The following is a 22,287-nucleotide window of genomic DNA, read 5'->3' as shown; positions in this document are numbered from 1 at the left end:
GCAATCAATCTTCCAAATACAAAAGTGTCAGGGAACTACTGTAAGAGCAGTTCTAAATAGGCATGCTCGTTTGGATCTGCTTCTATCAACCGATTCATCAGCTCTGTATCCGATTGTCCAAGCTTATGAAGGGCCGCCAAATAGTGGCGTACACCTATCCTATTGTATATATCTCTCAAGTCACTTTCAACCAGTGGTTGCAACATGGAAACCGCGTCTTCATATCGACCTTGCCCATACAAAATCTGCCCCACGGCTTGTCTGATGAAAGGTGTGACATCGAAGGAACGTCCTTGCAACTGCTCTTCGGGCAATGAAGCCAGCAACTGCTCCCGGCGCAAAATCTCCTCGTAAAGTTCCATACCCCGATTCCAATAGATTTGTGCCCTGTCCGGATCTGTGGCCTTTACACTGTTACCATTTAACGCATACTCCATAATTGCGGTTTCATAAAATTGAATATCCCATTGGAATTTTGAAATGCCCTCTTCCAAGGTTTCCATCAATTCATTATACTCTCCCAAATCCTTATGGTTTCGGTATTTGGATAAAATAATCATACGATCATAGGATTCGGTCGACTTGATTCGTTCGATCAGTTCTTTCGCCTGCAATGCATAGGAACGATCGCCGGTCTGACGGAAGGCTTGGCTAAGCCAGTCAATTTTCACGTAGTTGTAGGTCGGATGCGCAGGCGAATACGCGATCGCTTTATCCAGCGGATCCAGAAGTTCGTGCAGAGGACGTTGTTCTTTCACGGCCATGGTCAATGCTCTCTGGTAATAATGCGCGGCAGTATACTCTTGATAGACCTGGATCAATATTGTAACCGACATCAGACCCAAAAAGGCCGGATACAGGTAGCGCCAGCGCACCTGGTTCAACAGCGAAAATCGGGGCAGACGAACATTGTCCCGATAGACGGCACCCAACACGCCCAAAGAGAAGAACACCAGAGCGCCGATGTATACATAACTCATATCAAAGTCAATCATGCTGTGTGCAAGAATGGAGAATACCAGAATGAAGAAGACAAAATGCCCGGGTTGTTCCGCTCGCTCTTTCCAATACTGTCGCAAATAAAAAGCGAAGATGATGCCGATTAATCCGATCACAATCAACAGCCCGATCCAGCCGACTTCCACAAGGGTCTGGAAGAAGAAGCTGTGGGCCTGTCTGCTGACATAAGGGTTGTTCTGATATTTTTCATAGAGCGCGTTCCAAGCGCCGCCGCCTGCTCCCAACAGCGGGTAATCGGCAGAGACTTTCAATGCATCCTGATAGAATGTCATCCGCTCGAGCACGCTATGCTGTCTGAAGTTAATATTGGCGATCCGTTCCGAAATGCTCTGCGGCAAGAGCTTTCCGGCGATCTGGCTTCCAAACATAATCCAAAACACCAGGGCGCCCAGCAGGGCGCTTGCGGCAGGAAGAACAAAAGAAGAAAATCTGAATTTTTCCAACCGGGACAGTCGATGTTCCAGCCACGGCTGCGCCGCCCGAATCGCTACCGTCAGGAACGAGGTGACGATTGCGGCGGCAAGGAGCAGCAACCAGTTTTGCCACGAGGTCCAGTCCCAAACGGAGCGCAATTTCGCCGGATCGCCGTCGAATTTTGGAAGAACGATTTGCATGATTTCCACATAGCGCTCCGTGAACGGACCAAGGATAACGAAAGAGGCCGCGGCGGATACCAGCAATGCGCCCGCGTAGGCGATCTGCCGGTCGAGACGGAGGAAGACGACAAATGCCAGCGCCAGAACCGGCAACAGGACGAGCGCGCCGCGTGAATAGGTCAACATGAACGAAATCCAGATCGGCACGAGCATGAAGGCGTGAAGCCACGAAACAACCCGCCGTTTCGCATTGACGGCGGAGAACGCAGCACACAAGAGAAGCGCAAGCAGGAAACCCGCATAGGTGTTGGAATATTGGAAAACAGAAGTCAGACGATAAGCGCCACTTGTGAACCAGATCGCATCTTTCTTGTAGATATGACCCATGGCATTGAGGAGTCCAAATATGACTATTGCATATCCGGACACATACAAAATTAGTTCAGCCGCGAGTCTTGTCGCCCTGGTGGAAACCAGTGACTGGGCAGTCAGGAAAAACACTGCGTAAACCGCGGTTACAAACACCATGACGACGGCGTTGTGGTAAGATACCGCTTGGAAAGATGAGATCCAATAGACAAAAGGGATCAACACCATGCCGGTTCCCAAAGGAAATTCGGGACAATCAAATTTCATGTTCCGCGAAAGATAAGCCAGGACAACCAGAAACACGGCAGAAACATACATCGCGGCTTCATAGATAGGCGGTTCGAAATCATATGTAAAACCGTTGAATAGCCCGCTTTGATAGGGAAAAAACAGGAAAAAGATGGCCATCCCAAATACAGAGGCCCATTGAGTAATGGAAAAATCGAATTTTTCGATCTTGGGTTTAGCATTACTAGATTTACGATACTGATAATTACTCATCGAATGTGCTCCTTATATTTTTCTCATAATCCAATATAAAGAAAGTCGATTATGCTTTACATTTATGTAACAACTATTACTATAAGTTATGAACCTGAATTTCGAAAGTATCGCGCTTTGAAAACATGAAAAGTGCCCCTAATCTTTGGTAGAATGGTGTTTGTACGAACAACATCACCCAAAGAGAGGAGCACCTTTTAGGTGAAGTCTACCACATCCGTCGGCAAAATCAAGACTGAATTTTCTCTGGAGAATGCTACCAGCTTCGGTGGCGTCAAAATCTTTCTGGAATACCTGGAGAAAATCAGGCTTTCTCAGGCATTACGCGGATTGTCGTGTGTGAAAGCTCACAACTCGTTATTTCCGGTTTATCGCATTCTGCTTTACCTCATCGTTGGATGGATGCTCGGCTGCGAGCGGCTCTTTCATTTTCGCAAACTGCAGCACGACTCGCTTCTCAAGCGATTTCTCGGCGGGCGATGCCCGCACCACACCTTGCTGTATAAAGAACTGATTCGTATGCGAACATATTGCCTCCACCTGCGATCGGAACTGCGAACGCTCAATCAGACCGTCATTCAGCCCTGCCTGCCGTCAGCGCTCATCCTGGATCTGGACTCCACGGTGGAAACCGTATACGGCGATCAAGTCGGCGCTGCGAAAGGCACGAACCCGCATAAGCCCGGCCGCAAAAGCTACCACCCGCTGCTGGCATTTGAGGGGCAGTCCCGTCTGTGCCTGAATGCCGTCCTCCGATCAGGGAACACGCATTCCTCTACGGATGCCGCTTCGTTCTTGAACGAAACATTCGAACTCCTTGGCAAACGCCCGGTGAAATATGCCAGATTCGACAAGGGCTTCGGCGGCGAAGATTTCTATAGCCTGTGGGAAAGCAAGAACATCGGCTATGTCGGCAAGTTGAAGTGGACAAAAGCGCCTTGCGGCAGAGGTTGCGGCCTGCCGGTACTGGAAACGATTTGTCGATGAAGACTGGATCATCGAAGGGATTGCACTGATCTACAAGGCGACATCCTGGAAAAAGCCTCGCCGCGTTGTAGTTATACGCAAAACGCAAGTCATCGAAGACGGGCAAGCCTGTCTGGTGCTGGACACCGATTGGCAATATGAAGCGATCGTGACCAATCTGGAATGGGAGCCGATTGACCTATGGCGGTTCTACAACCAGCGCTGCTCAATGGAGAACTATATCAAGGAAGCCAAAACATGGTTTCTCGATTAACCGGATCGCGACCAGCGATTTTGAGGCGAATGAAATCGACCTGCTCATCAAGCTGCTGGCGTATAACCTGTTCGAACGGTTCAAGCGTGACTGCTGTGAGCCGGTTCATCAAGGTTACACGATTGCCCGTTTCCGGCTGGAGTTCTTTCATTGCGCCGCGACGCTGATTCGGCACAGCCGCAATGTGATTCTCAGGTTAGCAAAAGATTTTGCAAACCGGCATGTCTGGAAGCGAATCGAAGCCAGAATCGCCATACTGGAATGACTTCTCCCTTAATTTTACATGGAAACCGAGAAGCCTCTTCAATGGGGAGGGGGAAGAACCATCCGCATATTGCGGATCTGGTCTCGCTCCGCCGGGAAATTACCCTTTTTCTTACAGCTCGTGTGCCGCTCGGTTCAAAACAGGTCTTGATATCATGGGCTTTCGAAATTCAGGATGAATCTTGTGACTGCAACTTGCGGTTGTTTGTAGTCTGAGTCAAGCCAGTGTGGGCACTTTTTTTGGGGATGATGGATCACGCGAAAAAGAGCCAATCCCTTGTTAGCGGTTTCATTTTTTCTTCCCTCGGCAACCGCTTTAAATATCTGGTATCAGTATCCTTTGAGACCTTTTAATGCCAGTCCGGTCGGGCGGCTTTGCCATTGGCTTCGGAGCAGCCGGATCATCCCGTCAACGCATCCCTTTGCCGGTCGTATGGCGTCTTTCAAGATCTTCCGTACACTGAACACCCGCTCTGGTGTCTCGACTTTGTGCTCGTCGGCTTCTTCCAGCCATCCGGCCTGTTTGCTTCGCATGACGGTCGTAAGCATCGCCCGGGAGCCTCGTTCACTCCAGCTATATCCTCCGCGCTTCGTCCGTTTGGCCAACACCCGCATCTGGGCTTCCGCACTCCCCATTGGCCTCATGCCAGTCGTGTCGATGCCGTTTGCTTCCAGTGTCTTCCGGTAATCCTCCAGATGCTTGCGGTGCCGCCTCAAGAACGACTTGTATGCGGTCCATTCATCCCGTTTGTCAGGCGCAATCTCCTCGATCGCTACGCTCTCCACGGCCGCCATCAAGGCCGCCGGCTCCTGCCTGGCCAACGCCTGTCTTGCGTCTTTCCATATCTTCGGCAGGTGTCCCACAAACCGCTTCAGATCGCGTGCCACATGAAACCGATCCAGCATGTAGATGCACTTGTGAAAATACGATTCGCATTCCCCGATCCAACTGGCTCCGTCTCCGCCCACCACCAGCCAGGTGTCCTCGTCGATCGCGTACTGTTCGGTCAGAAAGTCGCCAAACCCTTCCCAAAAGTCGCCCTCGCTCCGATGCAGATAATGCTGCTTGTTCGTAAGCCGCACACGCTTGCCGACCTGCTCCCATCCCTCATGCACCACGGCGATCGCATGCTCCATCCCGTGCCGCTTCCGCCGCTGCAGTTTCGTGTACAGGCCATCCACTTCCACGAACAGCACCCTGGCCTTGCGCTTTTCCACAGCCTTCACCGGCTTCTCCGCTTGCTCAATCAGCTTCTCCCGTATGGCCTCGTGGCTGAGTACCGGATAGCCCAACAGTTGCTCAAGCCGTCTGGCGCTGTCCCGGTACGACGGCCCCTCTGCCGCAAAGGCAATGGCCGTTTCCAGCAGATGCGGACTGACTTTCCCTCGCCCTTCAAATCGCAAGTGCTGGTCGAGCAGGTACACGTATTTGCCGGTTTGGCGATCCATGTACAACCTTCGCTTGAAGCGGATGTTGCCAAACACGGTGTTCATGCTGGTCTCCCGTTCAGCCTTGACGCGATACCGCTCGCGATCCCGTTGCTCCAGAATGATTTCATCCAACTTCTCCAGCGCGGTTCTCATCGCGGCGGTGAACAGACCCTGCATCTTTCTGAACATCCACTCTTCAAGCTCTTTCATTGTCGGAATGGTTGTGGTAAAGTGCTGCACAGGAGCCTCCTCCTTTGAGTGTGTGTTTTTTGCCAAATTCTACTCTACCAAAGGAGAGGCTCTCTTTCTATGCCCGCTTTTTCCAATCTTTACCCCAACACAAATTTTACTCTAACAGGAGTTTGTTATAATTAGTCTAATAAAACGATAAATCCGTATGCAAGGAGTTTGATTTGGGCTATGATATTGAGAGTGAGACCCATGTGGCTGGAGGTGATTATTTACTGGTGTAAATATGTTTGAGTTAATGACTGTAGCCATAGTGTAGAATACGGAACATTGACTAAAATCACAAATCAATCCGTGCATAGCGGTAGCTTGGGAAGTGGAGTATTTACTAATTATGAAAAATTTTACTCGGACGTGCAAACTAATTATAGATTTGTCGAGAAGTGATTTTAAAGCGAGATATGCAGGGTCATTTTTAGGTGTGGTATGGGGACTCGTGAATCCACTAATGACCCTTTGCGTATATTGGTTTGTGTTTGAGGTTGGGTTTCGATCAGGTCCTCGTCCGGACGGTACCGCTTTTATCGTCTGGTTGACTTGTGGCATGGTTATTTGGTTTTTTTTGTCGGAATCAGTGTCAAATTCAACAAACAGCTTGATTGAATATAGCTATTTGGTAAAAAAGATATCATTTAATATTATAGTTCTGCCAGTTGTTAAAATAGTATCTTCCCTTTATAACCATGTTTTTTTCTTGCTAGTACTCTTGGTCATCTTATTGACCCATGATTACTCGCCGCATATTACTAATGTACAGTTTCTATATTATTTGTTGTGCGGGATCTATTTATCGACTAGTGTAGGTTTAGTTACTTCATCCTTAGTGGTTTTCATTCGCGATATTGCTCAAATAGTCGGCCTTGTCATTCAAATTGGTTTTTGGTTAATCCCTATAGTATGGTCGCCCGAAATCATTAAGGAAGAGTACATGATTTTGTTTAAACTCAACCCGGTGTACTACTTGGTTGAAGGTTATCGAGATTCATTTATCGATCATATTTGGTTTTGGGATAGAACCGTTCAAACACCGTATTTTTGGTTAGTTACAACTGTGATTTTCATTGTTGGTCTCACCATGTTCAAGAAACTAAGGCCGCATTTTGCGGACGTACTTTGATGTTGGAGGCAGTATATGTGTGAATATTCAATTGAACTCAATAACATTTCCAAAAAGTATAAGTTATATTCCAAACCTTCGGATCGAGTGAAAGAAGCATTACTTGGTAAAAAGACTTATCGCGAGTTCGAGGCACTAAAAAATATTTCGTTAAAGGTCAAAAAAGGAGAGACGCTTGGAATCATTGGTCGTAATGGATCGGGAAAATCAACATTGTTAAAAATTATATCCGGTGTTTTAACGCCAAGTTCAGGACAAAAATATGTAAACGGTGAAGTAGGTGCGTTACTTGAGTTAGGCACAGGCTTCAATATGGAATATACGGGGTACGAAAATATTTTCTTAAATGGGACCATGAGGGGGTTTACGCGGGAACAGACAGAGGAGAAACTTCAACAAATAATTGACTTTGCCGATATTGGCGATTTTATACATCAGCCCGTAAAAACCTATTCTAGCGGTATGTTTGCAAGATTAGCTTTCTCCGTCATGGTTAGTTTCAAACCTGAAATACTCATTGTTGACGAAGCGTTATCTGTCGGAGATGTATTTTTTCAACAAAAATGCAACAAATTTATGAAGGATGAGATGAGCGGGATTACGAAGATTTTGGTATCTCACGATCTGAGTTCAATAGCAAGCATGGCTGACAATGTGGTTGTGCTTGAAAATGGAGAGATTGCGTTTTACGGTGAGCCGCTCAAAGGGATTGAATACTATACCAAAACGTTGCATTCGGAAACTTTTGCAATTCAACATGGCACGACGGAACATCATTCACAAGTCGTTTCGGGTGATCTTGAAAATGATTGGATCAAGGTGAACCAAGAATCGTTGGGCGGGGCAAAAGAAATTCAAATTCAGGCCTATAAGTTAATTGTGGATGGGGAGACATATAAAGGGTACATTCAACCGGGATCAAATATTGAATTGGCTGTCCATATTACGTCCCAGAAAACATCGTCTGAGATTATCTTTGGTTATCTTGTCAATGATAAATATGGCAATGCGATTTTTGGGGAGAATACACTAAGTTCAAAGAATAAACTTATTTCGGTTGAAAAGTCAAAAGAATATGTTTTAAAGATAATGTTCGAGTGGCCCGAGATCCAGCAAAATGATTATTTCATCACTCTTGGCATAGGCGAAGGAATTCATGAATTGCATCATACTATCCAATGCTGGGCGCATAATGTTGTTCAAGTAAAGAGCATCACCATGAATACGGTACATGCATTGTTCAACAATAAGATAGATGATCTTGTTGTCAAAGTGCTATAAGAAGGAAGGACTGAATTTGGTTGTGTGGGAAATGAGCGATCCGACCTTTGAGGCGGATATATTAAACGAAAAGCTTAAAGTGGCACCGTGGGAAGGACACCGGAAATTTGCCTATGATCTAATTCGTTATATACGACCAAGTATAGTTGTCGAATTGGGAAGTCATTACGGGTGTTCTCTTTTTTCATTTGCACAAGCGATTAAAGATGAAAGGCTCAAGACCTTGCTTTATGCAGTAGATACTTGGCAGGGTGATGAGCAAGCGGGTTTTTACGGTGAAGAAGTTTTCGATTTGGTAAAGAAGACATGTGAAATGTTTTTTCAAAGTATAAATATATTGCTTTTGAGGAAAACGTTTGATGAAGCATTACAAGATATTGAGGACAATTCTGTCGATATCATACACATTGATGGACTGCATACTTATGACGCGGTAAGCCATGATTATAATACATGGCTCCCCAAGTTGAAAAAGAATGGTGTTATTTTATTTCATGATGTGTATAGTCCGGTTGGTTATGGGTCAAACGATTTTTGGAAAGAGATATCGGAACAATTCCCTAACTTTTCCTTGAAACACAGTTGGGGGCTAGGAATTTTGTTTCCCAAAGGGGATGAATTATATAAGAAACTGCTTTATGAAAACATTCCAGAGAAATTATTGATATATGAATATAAAGCAAGATATGAACTGGAAACGATAAAAAACCATGACCTAACTCATATGGTTGTCGAGCGAGATAAAGCAATTCGAAGCAATGAAAAAATGATTCAAGAAAGAGACTCGCTTATTGCAGATCAATACAAAATAATTGATGATTTGAAGAAAACTATTGCATCGCTTGAAGTAATGATAAAAGAACACGACAACGAGTATTTGGCTCAAATAAATGGTAAAGACAAAGTAATTGAGGAATTAGTTAGTGATCGTGATCGGATCACAGTTGAATTTAGCAGACAAATAGAGGATATTTCCAATTTATTAAATGTAAAGAAAAAGGAATATAACGATCTGAAAGAATTGAATAATACTTTGCACGACAGAATTGATGAATTGACTAAAAAAATCGAAAAACTTGAAGAAACAATAAATTACTATCAAGCGAAACGATTGATTGTTAATTTTAGGCGTAAAAAGTAAGGGTGATTGAAAATGCTGCATATAAAAGATAGGATTGATTTTGATGAATACGAATACGTTTTTTTTGACATCTTTGATACGATTCTCTTAAGAAATGTGTACCCTGAGTACACAAAGATGATATGGTCAAAACGTATGAGTGTTCAATTTGGTGATAAATTAACGGCTGAAGAGGTATACCAGCTTCGTTCGGAGATAGAGGCAAGATTGTGTATTGAGAATGAACAAAGTGGAAAAGATAAAGAATTTCATTATATGCAACTCATTGAACAATTGTACCGATATTTTATCACAAAAAAGATTATATCGGATTTGTCGATTCAATCTTTTTATGACATTTGTATCAATATTGAGACGGATGTAGAGATCGGGGTACAGTATGTAGATCCTCATTGGCTTGAACTAGTAAAGCATATTAAATCGGATTCACGAAAAATCAAAGTTTTTTGTGTGTCTGATTTTTATTTGCCGAAGGCAACACTTTATAGCTTATTCGATTATCATGGCATCTTAAGATATGTTGATGAAATCTATGTATCAAGTGAAATATTATTAACGAAGAAATCAGGAAGACTTTTTGACTTCATATTAGAATTGCATAAAATTGCACCAAGCAATGTTTTAATGGTCGGCGATAACGAGATATCGGATTATAAAGTTCCAATTGAAAAAGGAATGAAGGCTTATTTAATTGATCGCACAAAACAATTTAACAAATATGCCGAACACGAGAGAATACACAAGATCAATACTATTGTTGGAATTGAATCGCAATTGATTAAAATGGCAAATGATTTTAGGAAAATTACACCATTTCATAATATTATTTTCTCGTTATTTTATTTCATCAAGAAGTTGCATGAAACGTTGGTTAATCGAGGGGTTAAGGATGTTTTCTTTCTTTCGAGAGAAGGGGAGTATCTCAAGAAGTTATTTGACATCTACCAAGGCCAAGAAGGTTTCCGGAACATTCAGACAATCAATACGCACTATTTGTTGGTTTCAAGAAAGGCCACATATTTGCCTTCGTTAAAACCAATAGAGAGTGAAACCTTTAATATACTGTTTCGACAATATCGTAAGATAAGCGCTTATGATTTCCTTTCGAGCATTAACTTCACTAGTGATGCTATGAATCTGCTTTCAACAGAATTGGCATTTGATCTCCAACGTGTGGAAGATGATTTTCCGACAAGCTCAACTTTTCAAAAGTTGATGAAAAGTGATACCTTTCGAAATATTTATGAACGGGAACGAAATGAACAGAATCGATTGTTTAAGAAATATGTAGACCAATTTAATGTCGACTTAACGAATGGAATGCATATTGTTGATGTAGGCTGGAAAGGAACAATACAAGATAATTTATTCAACATTTATAATGGTGAAGTCTCAGTTTTCGGATATTACCTTGGAATTGTTGCAGCTGGCGAAATGAGACCTGGAAATGATAAACAAGGTATATTGTTTTCATCAATACCAGTTATGTCATCTTATTTCGGAGTTTTTAATGAAAATCGTGCCATTTATGAAGTGCTTCTAGGTGCGTCTCATGGAAGCGCAGAACGATATAATTTTAACGAGTCCGGTAAAATCATAGTAGAAACCAGCAAAAACCAAAGGGAATTTGAAATATATAAAAATATTGTCCAGCACACCCAGCAAGCGATGGAGCAGAGCTTCATTGAACTGTGTTCAGTGTTGTGCAAAAAGAGTATAGATATTAGTAAATACTTAGAGATTTTCGCGAAAATCCATGCCGAATTTATATTAAACCCCAATAAACAGGAGCTACAATTTTTCGATAAACTATATCATTTTGAGAATTTTGGCATTTTTGAGTATACTGAATTTCAAACCAAGAAAAATGTAGGAATCAATGAACGGATATCCAATGCAATACAACTAATCAAAAACCCCAATAAGTTTTTCAGAGAAAGTTTTTGGGCTCCACTAACTTTGAGAGATGCGGGTCTTTCTGTATTAATACCCCTGTATCGATTTTATAAACAGCGTAAGTACTTCAAAACCATGAACAGTGAAAAGCCAATGAGCGAGAACTACAGTGAGTTAAAGGATCAAATTAAGAAACTGGAATACATGGTCAAAGACCGTGATGAAGCGATTGCCAACATGACTCGAATGATTGATGATCGTGATGCTGCTATAAAAAGTATGACAGCCATGATCGATGATCGTGATGCTGCTATAAAAAGTATGACTGAAATGATAAATGAACGGGATACATTGATACAAGAATTGTATAATCGATTGGAACAATATAAAAATAATAATGAAGGTTGATGTATGATGAAATGGGCTATACTTCTAGGATCACCTGATATAAGCGGGGGCAGCTATGTAATATTTGAACATGCAATTCGAGCTCAAAAAAAAGGTATCGAGATAACGATTGTTACGGAAGAAAAGGTGTCCATGGAGAGACTTCACTGGCACCCAGAAGCCAGATCGCTCATATGGAAAACATTTTCCGAAGTTTCCAATGAAATATTCGATATCTGTATTGCTACCTGGTGGCGAACTGTATATGAGATGACCAGAGTAACTGCTTCTACATATGCGTATTTTGTTCAGTCAATTGAATCAAGGTTTTATGAAGAATCGGAAAAACCGTTGCGCAAATTAGTCGAATCCACTTATAGGTTACCTCTCTATAAAATTACTGAGGCTACTTGGATAAAACAATATTTGAAGGAAAAACATAATTCAGAGGCTTACTTGGTCAGGAATGGCATTCGAAAAGATATATATTCGCCGATTGGTGAATCTATTGCGCCACGTGAGCCGGGCAAGTTGAGAGTCCTCGTAGAAGGACCGATCGATGTCGGGTTTAAAAATGTACCGAAAACAATTGAACTGTGCAGACGTTCGCTTGCAGATGAAATTTGGTTGCTCACATCAAGTCCAATTGATTCTTACACTGGCGTCGATCGAGTATTTTCAAGAATACCCATCTTCGATACGGCCAAAATTTATCGTTCTTGCGACGTAATAATTAAACTAAGTTACGTGGAAGGCATGTTCGGTCCGCCGCTCGAAATGTTTCACTGCGGAGGAACGTCGATTACCTACAATGTTACGGGGCATGATGAATATATCGTTGCTGACGTCAATGGGTTAGTAGCTGCGACTGATGACGATGATCAAGTAATCCAATATATAAATTTGTTAAAAGAAAATCCGACCAAACTGAATCAATTGAAAACGAAAGCTTTGGAAACAGCAGAACAATGGCCGAGCTGGGATCAGTCTTCAAATGAATTTATTGCTGCTGTACAAGATATTTGTTTGAACAAACCTCCAATTGAACAATCGAAATTGCGAAATGATTGTCAGTTTTATTTCGATTGGTATGTAATTGGTGAAGACTATAAGAATGCATTGGCTGGTCATAAATCGACAGCAAGGTTGATATATCATAAATTAAATAATTATTTAAGAACTAACCACCCCAAAATACATCAATTTGCCCGTACTATGAAATTTAAGATCATCGCGAGGAAAATGTAAATGCCGCGTGTTCTTGTTCTCATGTCCACTTACAATGGCGAGAAGTATTTAGCGGAGCAATTGGAAAGTATAATGAATCAAACAGGTGTTGATGTTAATCTCTTGATTAGAGATGATGGATCAACAGATAAAACTTTAGAAATATTAAAACATTTTTGTTCAACCTATCCTCAAAAAATTTTGCTTTCTTCAGGCGAAAATATCGGTGTTATCAATAGTTACTATAATCTTATTGAAACTGTTCAAGAAGATTACGATTATTTTGCGTTTGCTGATCAAGATGATGTATGGTTAATCGATAGACTACAACGAGCTATTGGTCTACTGAAACTTGAAGAGGAGAAATCTCCGGATATTCCGTTGCTTTATTGCTCCAGCACTACGATGTTCGATGATAAACGCATACTAGGAATATGGCCTTTAATCCCTAAACGAGAATTGACAGTATTTAATGCTCTAGCAGAAAATGTTGTTGTCGGCTGTACTGTAGTAATTAATAAGCATTCAAAGCAGCTATTAGTAAAACTGAAACCTAACACAAAAGACATTATAATGCATGATTGGTGGATGTACATTTGTGTATCATTATTTGGAAAAATTATTTTTGATGATTTTCCTACTGTTTTATACAGGCAACACAGTTCAAACTTGGTTGGCGGAGATACAGGAGTTAGGCTACTAGTAAAAAGGATGTCTCGATTTATTTTGAATGCAGAAAGAAAGAGGAGCAGACAATTAAAGGAATTAGTTAATGTTCTGTGTAAAAATAATATGGGAACAATTTTAAGTGAATCCATTAGTTCATTAGTCGATTATGAGAAAAAGTCTTTTATTTCAAGGGTAATGATTGCTTTCAATTTACCAATTTATAAACAACATAGTATAAATACATTTTTCCTCCGGCTATCTATAGTGTTTAAAAGATACTAGTTTGATTTGAGTAAAAAAAGGAGTGGTAACGTGAATATAAGAACCGTATTGAACAGATTAGAAATGCAACATATTTTGTTGTTTGTTAGTTTGATTTATATCCCAATTCTTTTGCTCCTCTCTGAAAGTTTTGGTTTGATGATGTTTCGGACGGGGGATGAAGCGGGGTATTTTGATACTGTTAAAAGAATACAAGACGGAATGGTTAGCGGTAACATTAGCCATGCCTTTTCTGGTAGTACATATTCCTATGGATTTGGGTACTTTATAGTCCTCGCAATAGTATCATTTCCATTTTACTTTTTCAATTTCGAACAAGGAATTATCCTGAATTTCGAAAGTATCGCGCTTTGAAAACATGAAAAGTGCCCCTAATCTTTGGTAGAATGGTGTTTGTACGAACAACATCACCCAAAGAGAGGAGCACCTTTTAGGTGAAGTCTACCACATCCGTCGGCAAAATCAAGACTGAATTTTCTCTGGAGAATGCTACCAGCTTCGGTGGCGTCAAAATCTTTCTGGAATACCTGGAGAAAATCAGGCTTTCTCAGGCATTACGCGGATTGTCGTGTGTGAAAGCTCACAACTCGTTATTTCCGGTTTATCGCATTCTGCTTTACCTCATCGTTGGATGGATGCTCGGCTGCGAGCGGCTCTTTCATTTTCGCAAACTGCAGCACGACTCGCTTCTCAAGCGATTTCTCGGCGGGCGATGCCCGCACCACACCTTGCTGTATAAAGAACTGATTCGTATGCGAACATATTGCCTCCACCTGCGATCGGAACTGCGAACGCTCAATCAGACCGTCATTCAGCCCTGCCTGCCGTCAGCGCTCATCCTGGATCTGGACTCCACGGTGGAAACCGTATACGGCGATCAAGTCGGCGCTGCGAAAGGCACGAACCCGCATAAGCCCGGCCGCAAAAGCTACCACCCGCTGCTGGCATTTGAGGGGCAGTCCCGTCTGTGCCTGAATGCCGTCCTCCGATCGGGGAACACGCATGCCTCTACGGATGCTGCTTCGTTCTTGAACGAAACGTTCGAGCTCCTTGGCGGACGTTCGGTGAAATATGCCCGATTCGACAAGGGCTTCGGCGGCGAGGAGTTCTATAGCCTGTGGGAAGGCAAGAAAATCGGCTATGTCGGCAAGCTGAAATGGACGCAGCGCCTTGCGGCGCAGGTTGCAGCCTGCCGGTACTGGAAACGATTTGTCGATGAAGACTGGATTATCGAAGGGATTACGCTCATTTACAAAGCGACATCCTGGAAAAAGCCCCGCCGCGTGGCGATCATTCGCAAAGCGCAGGTAATCGATGACGGACAGACCCGCTTGGTATTCGACACCGATTGGCAATACGAAGCGATCGTGACCAATCTGGATTGGGAGCCGATTGACCTGTGGCGGTTCTACAACCAGCGCTGCTGTATGGAAAACTACATCAAGGAAGCCAAGAACGGGTTTTCGATTGACCGGATTGCGACCAGCGATTTTCAGGCGAATGAAATCGATCTGCTCATCAAGCTGCTGGCGTACAACCTGTTCGAACGGTTCAAGCGTGACTGCTGCGAGCCGGTTCATCAAGGTTACACGATTGCCCGTTTCCGTCTGGAGTTCTTTCATTGCGCCGCGACGCTGATTCGGCACAGCCGCAATGTGATTCTCAGGTTAGCAAAAGATTTTGCAAACCGGCATGTCTGGAAGCGAATCGAAGCCAGAATCGCCATACTGGAATGACTTCTCCCTTAATTTTACATGGAAACCGAGAAGCCTCTTCAATGGGGAGGGGGAAGAACCATCCGCATATTGCGGATCTGGTCTCGCTCCGCCGGGAAATTACCCTTTTTCTTACAGCTCGTGTGCCGCTCGGTTCAAAACAGGTCTTGATATCATGGGCTTTCGAAATTCAGGGTTATTTATTTTGTGATAAAATAGGAAACGTATATAGATAAGCAATACAACAGTGATTGACAGATAAATATGTAAATTGCTGATAGGAAAAGTAACGTTAAAGATCTGAAGCTGCTCTTTATTACGCAGAACAAGTTGGTAAAAGCCTTCCGAAAATATATACGGTGTTGAACACAACACATATATAATTGGCGGAGTGATCATATAACATAGAGTTTTTATTGTAAATCCATATCGCTTCCATATGAAAATAAGAATTAACGGGAGTGCAGCTGCTACATGAAATTTAACCTAAATTTCGAAAGCCCGTAATATCAAACACTGAATATAGTGGATCTGCCTCGCGGACTGTAAAAAAGTAGAGGTTTCCCAGTCCATTCGATTCAGATCAACGTTATGCAGATGCACTTTCCCCCTCCCCGCTGAAGAGGCTGCGATTTCTTCCATGTTAAATTTAGGGTTTTCTCATTCCAAAAGTGCGATCCTGGCTTCTATTCGTTGCCATGCATACCGGTTTGCAAAGTCTTTCGCCAGCTTGAGAATGATGTTGCGGCTATGCCGAATAATCGTTGCTGCGCAATGGAAGAACTCTAATCGGAACCGTGCGATTGTGTAACCTTGATGTACCGGTTCGCAGCAGCTTCGCTTGAATCGCTCGAACAAATTGTAGGCGAGTAATTTGATCAACAAGTCGAGTTCATTCGCCTCAAATTCGCTCGTCGCAATTCTATCAATGGAGAAGCCGTTCTTCGCTTCCTTGATATAGTTCTCCATACAACAGCGTTGGTTGTAGAAGCGCCACAGATCAAGCGGCTCCCATTCGAGGTTGGTGACGATCGCTTCGTATTGCCAGTCCGAATCGAACACCATGCGGGTCTGGCCATCATCAACGATGTGTGCCTTGCGAATAATGGCTACGCGGCGCGGCTTCTCCCAAGATGTCGCTTTGTAGATGATCGTAATCCCTTCGATGATCCAGTCTTCATCGACGAATCGTTTCCAGTACCGGCAGGCTGCGACTTGTTCTGCAAGGCGCTTTGTCCATTTCAACTTTTCCGACGTAACCGATTCCTTTGCCTTCCCACAGGCCGTAGAAATCTTCACCGCCGAAGCCCTTATCGAACCTCGCGTACTTCACCGGATGCTCCCTCAGCAGTTCGAAGGTTTGGTGAAGAAAAGCTGACGCATCCGTGGAGGAGTGCGTATTGCCCGAACGTAGAACGGCATTCAAACATAGACGAGACTGTCCTTCGAAGGCCAGCAAAGGATGATAACTCTTACGGCCGGGCTTATGCGGGTTCGTGCCTTTAGCCGCTCCGCCCTGATCGCCATATACGGTTTCAACGGTGGAGTCAAGGTCCAGAATGAGAGCCTCTGGTAAACAAGGTCCAATGATTTCCTGATTGAGCGACCGCAATTCGGGCAACAGTTTCGGGTGCGATTTGCTAAGACGCGACAACTCTTTGTATAACAGCGAATGGTGCGGACAGAGTCCACCGAGAAACCGCTTTAGAAGCGAGTCTTGCTGTAGCTTGCGGAAATGGAAGAGGCGTTCGCAGCCGAGCATCCAGCCGACGACGAGATAAAGCAGAATACGGTAGACGGGGAACAGCGAGTTGTTTGCTTTCATGCATGACAGCCTTTGTAAAGCAGCGGCAAACTTGATTTTTTTCGAGGTATTCCAGGAAGATTTTGATGCCGCCGAAACTGGTCGCGTTTTGTAAGGAAAATTCGGTCTTGATTTTGCTGATGGGTGTGGTAGACTTCACCTAAAAGGTGCTCCTCTCTTTGGGTGTAGTGTTCTCGACAAACACCATTCTACCAAAGATTTGGGCACTTTTTTATGTTTTCAATGAACGGTACTTTCGAAATTTAGGTTTAACGCTGATTGCCATTCCAAAAACTAACGATGATAATACAATCTTGCCGCGCAACAAAAAATAGAGTGAAACGATTAAAAATGCAGTTGGGATTAGATCCAATTGCGAATGAATGTAACAGGCGTAGATGATAATCGGCGATGCAAAATAAAAAGCAATGATTGCTTTAGGCCGATGTGGGTACATCTTCAATAAAACAACTAAAATGACGATGTCAGATAATAATAAAGGTAATTTGAACAGAAGATTCTGCATCAGGAGATTTTCAAACAATCCGGAAAGAAGTTGAAACGGACTAAGAATGTACAACATTAACGCAGGATATGGGAACGAATTCGGTAAATGGTTATCGTAGAAGTACTGCCATGGATTTTCCCAAGTTGATATAAAGAAATTGACAAATGGAACAAACAGCAAATCCTTATATCCGGAAGAGAAAATGGCTAGCAATGCGAGTTTGAGCGCTACAATAAACAAAAACAAACGACTTTGATAGAGTTTGGTTGCCATATTATAACTACATCCTTGTGTTATTATCTTTATTTAACCTACGCATTTAATTATTATATAGCTATTCCAGAGAAACATGAAGCAATATGTCGTTAATGCGAAAATGATGGAGGAACTCTTAGATGAAAGGCATCATCCTTGCCGGCGGCACCGGTTCCCGGCTATATCCATTGACGAAAGTTACGAACAAGCATCTGCTTCCTGTGGGTAAATACCCGATGATCTATTATGCCATCGCCAAGTTGAAGGAAGCCGGAATCTGCGATATTCTCATTGTAACAGGCAAGGAACATATGGGCGATGTCGTCAGTCTGCTCGGCAGCGGGCGGGAGTTCGGCGTCGCCTTCACTTACAAGGTTCAGGATGAAGCCGGCGGGATTGCGCAGGCGCTCAGTCTCGCCGAACATTTCGTCAATGGCGATCGGATGGTCGTAATTCTCGGGGACAATATCTTTGCAGATCGCATCGTGCCTTTCGTCGAGAATTACAAGAAGCAGCCCTCGGGAGCCAAGATCTTGATCCAGAAAGTTCCCGATCCGCATCGCTTCGGCGTACCGGAGTTGAAGGACGGGCGTATCGTCTCGATCGAAGAAAAACCGCGCCTGCCTAAGAGTTCCTATGCCGTTACCGGCATATACATGTACGACAGCCGCGTGTTCGATTTGATTCGGACGCTTAAGCCTTCCGCGCGCGGCGAACTTGAGATTACGGATGTCAACAACGGTTATATCCAAGCAGGCGAGTTGACGTACGATATTCTGGAAGGCTGGTGGACGGATGCCGGCACGCATGCGTCGCTGGCGCGTGCCAACGATCTTGCGAAGGAGATCACGTTGGGCGAAGAGTTCGGTAAGTTCAAAAGTTAGGCAGGCAGGTGGAATATGAAGGTAACGGATACACGGATCCCCGGGCTGAAGCTGATCGAACCGGCCGTCTTCGGAGACGCCCGGGGTTTTTTTCTGGAAAGCTACAATGCGGCCCGATTCCGCGAAGCGGGGCTGAATCACGTCTACGTGCAGGACAACCATTCGTTGTCGGTCGATGCGGGCGTACTGCGCGGACTGCATTATCAACTGAACCCCAAGGCGCAGACGAAGCTGGTGCGCGTGACGGCGGGAGCCGTCTACGATGTCGTGGTGGATATCCGTCGTGGTTCGCCGACTTACGGTCAATGGCAGTCATTCATTCTGAGCGCGTCCAACAAAAGGCATCTGCTGGTTCCGAAGGGTTGTGCCCACGGGTTCTGCACACTGGTGCCGAACACCGAGGTGCAATACAAGGTCGATGAATTTTACTCGCCCGAACACGACCGGGGCATCGCATGGAACGATCCCACGCTCGGCATCGATTGGCCGGTATCCGCGCCGATCCTGTCCGAGAAAGACAGCAAGCATCCTCCGCTTGCCGAAGCCGACAACAATTTCGTGTACGAAGGGTGAGTTGTTGAAGTGAAACTACTGGTTACCGGCGGCGCGGGATTTATCGGCAGCAACTTCATCCTGTACATGGTGCGGCAATATCCTCATTATCAGATTATAAATGTCGATGCGCTTACGTACGCGGGAAATCTGGAGAATTTGCGTTCGGTCGAGCAGCATCCGAATTACCGGTTCGTGAAGGCGGATATCGCCGACCGTACCGCAATGGAGCCGTTATTCCGGGAAGGACTCGACGCGGTGCTCAATTTCGCGGCGGAGTCGCATGTGGACCGCAGCATTCTGCAGCCGGATCTGTTCGTGAGGACCAATGTGCTCGGCACGCAGACGCTGCTCGATCTGGCGAAGCAATACGGTGTCGGCAAGTTCGTGCAAATCTCAACAGACGAAGTGTACGGCACGTTGGGCGAGACCGGGCTTTTCACCGAGGAGACGCCGCTCGCGCCGAACAGTCCGTATTCGGCCAGCAAGGCAGGCGCCGATCTGCTCGTGCGGGCTTATCATGAGACCTTTGGCCTTAACGTGAACATTACGCGCTGCTCCAACAACTACGGACCTTATCAATTCCCGGAGAAATTGATCCCGCTCATGATCCGGAATGCGTTGGAAGACAAGGCGCTCCCGGTGTACGGCGACGGGCTGAACGTACGCGACTGGCTGTATGTCGAAGATCATTGCAGCGCGATCGATCTGGTGCTGCATCAAGGCAAGCGCGGCGAAGTGTACAACATCGGCGGCAACAACGAACGAACGAACATCGAGGTCGTGAAGACGATTCTAACGGAGCTCGGCAAGCCGGAGTCGCTGATCCGGTTCGTGAAAGACCGCCCGGGCCATGACCGCCGTTACGGCATCGACGCGACGAAGATTCGCCGGGAATTGGGATGGCAGCCGAAATACGACTACGAGACCGGCATCAAGGAGACGATCCGTTGGTATCTTGAGCACCAAGACTGGATGGAACAGGTCGTTTCCGGCGCTTACCGGCAATATTACGAATTGCAGTATCGCGATCGGCAGGGATGACGATGTCGGCAAGCAAGATGAAAATATTGGTCACCGGCGCGAACGGCCAACTGGGCCGGGAGATTACCCTGCTTCCTGAGCAGCCGGGTATCGAAATCATCGGCTTCGGGCGGGACAGGCTGGATATTACGGACATGGAACAATGCCGGCGAGTGATCGGCGCGCACCGGCCGGACGCGGTCATCCATTGCGCGGCCCATACGGCGGTCGATTTGGCCGAGTCGGAGCCGGATGCGGCCTACCGTGTCAACGCTTACGGGACGCGGAACGTGGCGGTTGCAGCGGAGGAAATCGGGGCGAAACTCGTCTACATCAGCACCGACTACGTGTTCGATGGTCGGGGGAGCCAGCCTTATCGCGAATACGACCGTACGGATCCGCAGTCGGTATACGGCAAATCGAAGCTGGCCGGCGAGCTGCTGGCCCAGACGCTGTGCAGGCGGTACTTCATTGTGCGGACGTCGTGGGTCTATGGGAAGTACGGCAGCAATTTCGTGAAGACGATGCTGAGATTGGCTGGCGAGCGGGATCGGCTCAAGGTCGTGCACGACCAAGTCGGCTCCCCGACCTATACGCTGGATTTGGCGGAGTTCCTGCTCGAGCTGGTGCAGACCGATTATTACGGGATCTACCATGCATCCAATACCGGCGTATGTTCCTGGTACGAATTCGCGAAGGCGATCTTCGAGGAGCGGGGGCTTCGCGTGGAAGTCGAGCCGTGCACGACGGCCGATTACCCGCGGCCAGCACCGCGCCCGGCTTATTCGGTTCTGGATCACGGCGCGATCCGGATCCACGGCCTGAAGCCGCTCCGCCCATGGCGGGACGCGCTGCGCCATTATCTGCAGAACAGCGAGTGATGACAAGTGGCACTAGCGGAGACGGTAACACCGATCGTCAGCGTATGCATCGTAACCTATAACAGCGCTCAAGACATCGGGGACTGCCTGCACGCCGTGCGGAAGCAGTCCTTTCCGCTTCAGTCGATCGTCGTCGTGGATAATGCGTCGACGGACGGGACGCGGGAAGTGCTGGCGCGGTACGGCGACGAGATCCGGCTCATCGCGAACGAGCGCAACAACGGATTCGCCGGCGGACAGAATCAAGCGCTCGCCGCGGCGGCGCCGTCCGACTACGTGCTGGTGCTCAACCCCGACGTGTCGCTCGACCCCGATTACATCGCGGAGATCATTGCTGTCATGGAACGCGACCCGCGCATCGGCAGTGCGACGGGCATGCTGGTGCGAGCAGACCGGCCCGATACGATGGACAGCGCGGGACTTATGCTGCGCCCCGACCGGAATGCGGTCGATCTTGCCGCCGGCGAGCCGGCCGCGAACTGGACAAGCCCGCGGGAGATATTCGGCGTCTCCGGCGCGGCAGCCGTCTACCGCCGGGCCATGATCGAAGAGATTGCGGATGAAGGGCAGTTCTTCGATGAAGATTTCTTCGCGTACAAGGAAGATGTCGACGTCGCCTGGCGCGCGCGGCATCTCGGATGGACGTCGGCCTACGTGCCCGCCGCCCGGGCCGTCCACCGCCGAGGCTGGAAAGAAGGCGGACGGCGTTCGGTCCCGCTCTTCGTCAGACGCCACTCGTATCAGAACCGTTTTTTCACGTTGATCAAAAATGAACCGGCCGGATGGCACCTGCTTCGGCTGATCCCGCGGCTGCTTCTGGTCGAAGCGGCCAAGCTGGGGTATATCGTCTTGTTCGAGCCCGGCCTGCTCGCGTGCTGGCCGCGTATCGCGAAGCTGCTTCCGGCGATGCTGCGCAAGCGGCGCCGGTTGTTCGCGCGCGCGAAGGCGAAGCGCGGCGATATCTAGTGGAAGATTGTTGGTAGGATTCATTTTTT

The 22,287-nt window shown here is 46.1% G+C and carries 16 protein-coding genes and 2 pseudogenes; 14 read left to right on the top strand and 4 right to left on the bottom strand.

The window, feature by feature from the left end; all coding sequences use genetic code 11:
- Positions 1-35: 35 nt before the first annotated feature.
- Positions 36-2,486 (bottom strand): O-antigen ligase family protein, encoded by a 2,451-nt coding sequence (locus THECO_RS19065; RefSeq protein ID WP_015256639.1) that lies wholly within the window; start codon positions 2,484-2,486, stop codon positions 36-38.
- A gap of 201 nt (positions 2,487-2,687) precedes the next feature.
- Here THECO_RS19065 and THECO_RS19060 point away from each other — a divergent pair.
- Positions 2,688-3,991, top strand: a pseudogene (locus THECO_RS19060) (IS1380 family transposase).
- A gap of 329 nt (positions 3,992-4,320) precedes the next feature.
- On the opposite strand, the gene THECO_RS19055 reads toward THECO_RS19060, so the two are convergent.
- On the bottom strand, positions 4,321-5,661 hold the full coding sequence (locus tag THECO_RS19055; protein ID WP_015256638.1) for an ISLre2-like element ISTco4 family transposase: 1,341 nt from the start codon (positions 5,659-5,661) through the stop codon (positions 4,321-4,323).
- A gap of 343 nt (positions 5,662-6,004) precedes the next feature.
- Here THECO_RS19055 and THECO_RS19050 point away from each other — a divergent pair, with 343 nt between their 5' ends.
- The 8 genes from THECO_RS19050 to THECO_RS19020 all read left to right on the top strand — a co-directional run bounded on the left by THECO_RS19050 (position 6,005) and on the right by THECO_RS19020 (position 15,406).
- Positions 6,005-6,787: an ABC transporter permease gene (locus THECO_RS19050; RefSeq protein ID WP_041853997.1), complete on the top strand. Its 783-nt coding sequence runs from the start codon at positions 6,005-6,007 to the stop codon at positions 6,785-6,787.
- Positions 6,788-6,802: 15 nt separating this feature from the next.
- Positions 6,803-8,068 (top strand): ABC transporter ATP-binding protein, encoded by a 1,266-nt coding sequence (locus THECO_RS19045; RefSeq protein ID WP_015256637.1) that lies wholly within the window; start codon positions 6,803-6,805, stop codon positions 8,066-8,068.
- 22 nt (positions 8,069-8,090) lie between these two features.
- A complete protein-coding gene (locus THECO_RS21350; RefSeq protein WP_232427822.1) occupies positions 8,091-9,209 on the top strand; it encodes a class I SAM-dependent methyltransferase in 1,119 nt (372 codons plus the stop codon).
- Between the two features lie 12 nt (positions 9,210-9,221).
- A complete protein-coding gene (locus tag THECO_RS19035; protein ID WP_015256635.1) occupies positions 9,222-11,513 on the top strand; it encodes an HAD family hydrolase in 2,292 nt (763 codons plus the stop codon).
- Between the two features lie 3 nt (positions 11,514-11,516).
- The gene (locus tag THECO_RS21345) at positions 11,517-12,740 is read left to right on the top strand and encodes a glycosyltransferase (protein ID WP_015256634.1); all 1,224 of its coding nucleotides are present in this window, start codon (positions 11,517-11,519) and stop codon (positions 12,738-12,740) included.
- Positions 12,741-12,761: 21 nt separating this feature from the next.
- Entirely contained in the window at positions 12,762-13,670 is a 909-nt protein-coding gene (locus THECO_RS21340; RefSeq protein ID WP_157373640.1) for a glycosyltransferase family 2 protein, read from the top strand.
- Positions 13,671-13,700: 30 nt separating this feature from the next.
- Positions 13,701-14,024 carry a hypothetical protein gene (locus tag THECO_RS19025; protein WP_015256632.1) on the top strand — a complete coding sequence of 108 codons (324 nt, stop codon included), beginning with the start codon at positions 13,701-13,703 and terminating at the stop codon, positions 14,022-14,024.
- Between the two features lie 80 nt (positions 14,025-14,104).
- Positions 14,105-15,406, top strand: a complete 1,302-nt coding sequence (locus THECO_RS19020) for an IS1380 family transposase (protein ID WP_015256225.1) — start codon at positions 14,105-14,107, stop codon at positions 15,404-15,406.
- A gap of 639 nt (positions 15,407-16,045) precedes the next feature.
- Here the strand turns inward: THECO_RS19020 and THECO_RS19015 are convergent.
- Together THECO_RS19015 and THECO_RS19010 are read right to left on the bottom strand one after the other, a co-directional pair.
- Positions 16,046-17,349: pseudogene (locus THECO_RS19015) on the bottom strand (IS1380 family transposase).
- Positions 17,350-17,421: 72 nt separating this feature from the next.
- The gene (locus THECO_RS19010) at positions 17,422-17,970 is read right to left on the bottom strand and encodes a hypothetical protein (protein WP_041853996.1); all 549 of its coding nucleotides are present in this window, start codon (positions 17,968-17,970) and stop codon (positions 17,422-17,424) included.
- Positions 17,971-18,092: 122 nt separating this feature from the next.
- On the opposite strand from THECO_RS19010, the gene THECO_RS19005 reads away from it, so the two are divergent.
- The 5 genes from THECO_RS19005 to THECO_RS18985 are packed head-to-tail and all read left to right on the top strand — an operon-like array spanning position 18,093 to position 22,258.
- Entirely contained in the window at positions 18,093-18,836 is a 744-nt protein-coding gene (locus THECO_RS19005) for a sugar phosphate nucleotidyltransferase (protein WP_015256631.1), read from the top strand.
- 15 nt (positions 18,837-18,851) lie between these two features.
- Positions 18,852-19,409: a dTDP-4-dehydrorhamnose 3,5-epimerase gene (gene rfbC / locus THECO_RS19000; protein ID WP_015256630.1), complete on the top strand. Its 558-nt coding sequence runs from the start codon at positions 18,852-18,854 to the stop codon at positions 19,407-19,409.
- 9 nt (positions 19,410-19,418) lie between these two features.
- Positions 19,419-20,432, top strand: coding sequence for a dTDP-glucose 4,6-dehydratase (gene rfbB / locus THECO_RS18995; protein ID WP_015256629.1), 1,014 nt, complete (start codon positions 19,419-19,421; stop codon positions 20,430-20,432).
- Between the two features lie 17 nt (positions 20,433-20,449).
- Positions 20,450-21,292 carry a dTDP-4-dehydrorhamnose reductase gene (rfbD, locus tag THECO_RS18990; RefSeq protein ID WP_041854680.1) on the top strand — a complete coding sequence of 281 codons (843 nt, stop codon included), beginning with the start codon at positions 20,450-20,452 and terminating at the stop codon, positions 21,290-21,292.
- Positions 21,293-21,298: 6 nt separating this feature from the next.
- Positions 21,299-22,258, top strand: coding sequence for a glycosyltransferase family 2 protein (locus THECO_RS18985; protein WP_015256627.1), 960 nt, complete (start codon positions 21,299-21,301; stop codon positions 22,256-22,258).
- Positions 22,259-22,287 lie beyond the last annotated feature (29 nt).

Source organism: Thermobacillus composti KWC4, from assembly GCF_000227705.2.
Lineage (GTDB): Bacteria > Bacillota > Bacilli > Paenibacillales > Paenibacillaceae > Thermobacillus > Thermobacillus xylanilyticus.
Note: the sequence above shows the minus strand (reverse complement) of the source record. Positions and strands in the feature narration are given on the sequence as shown.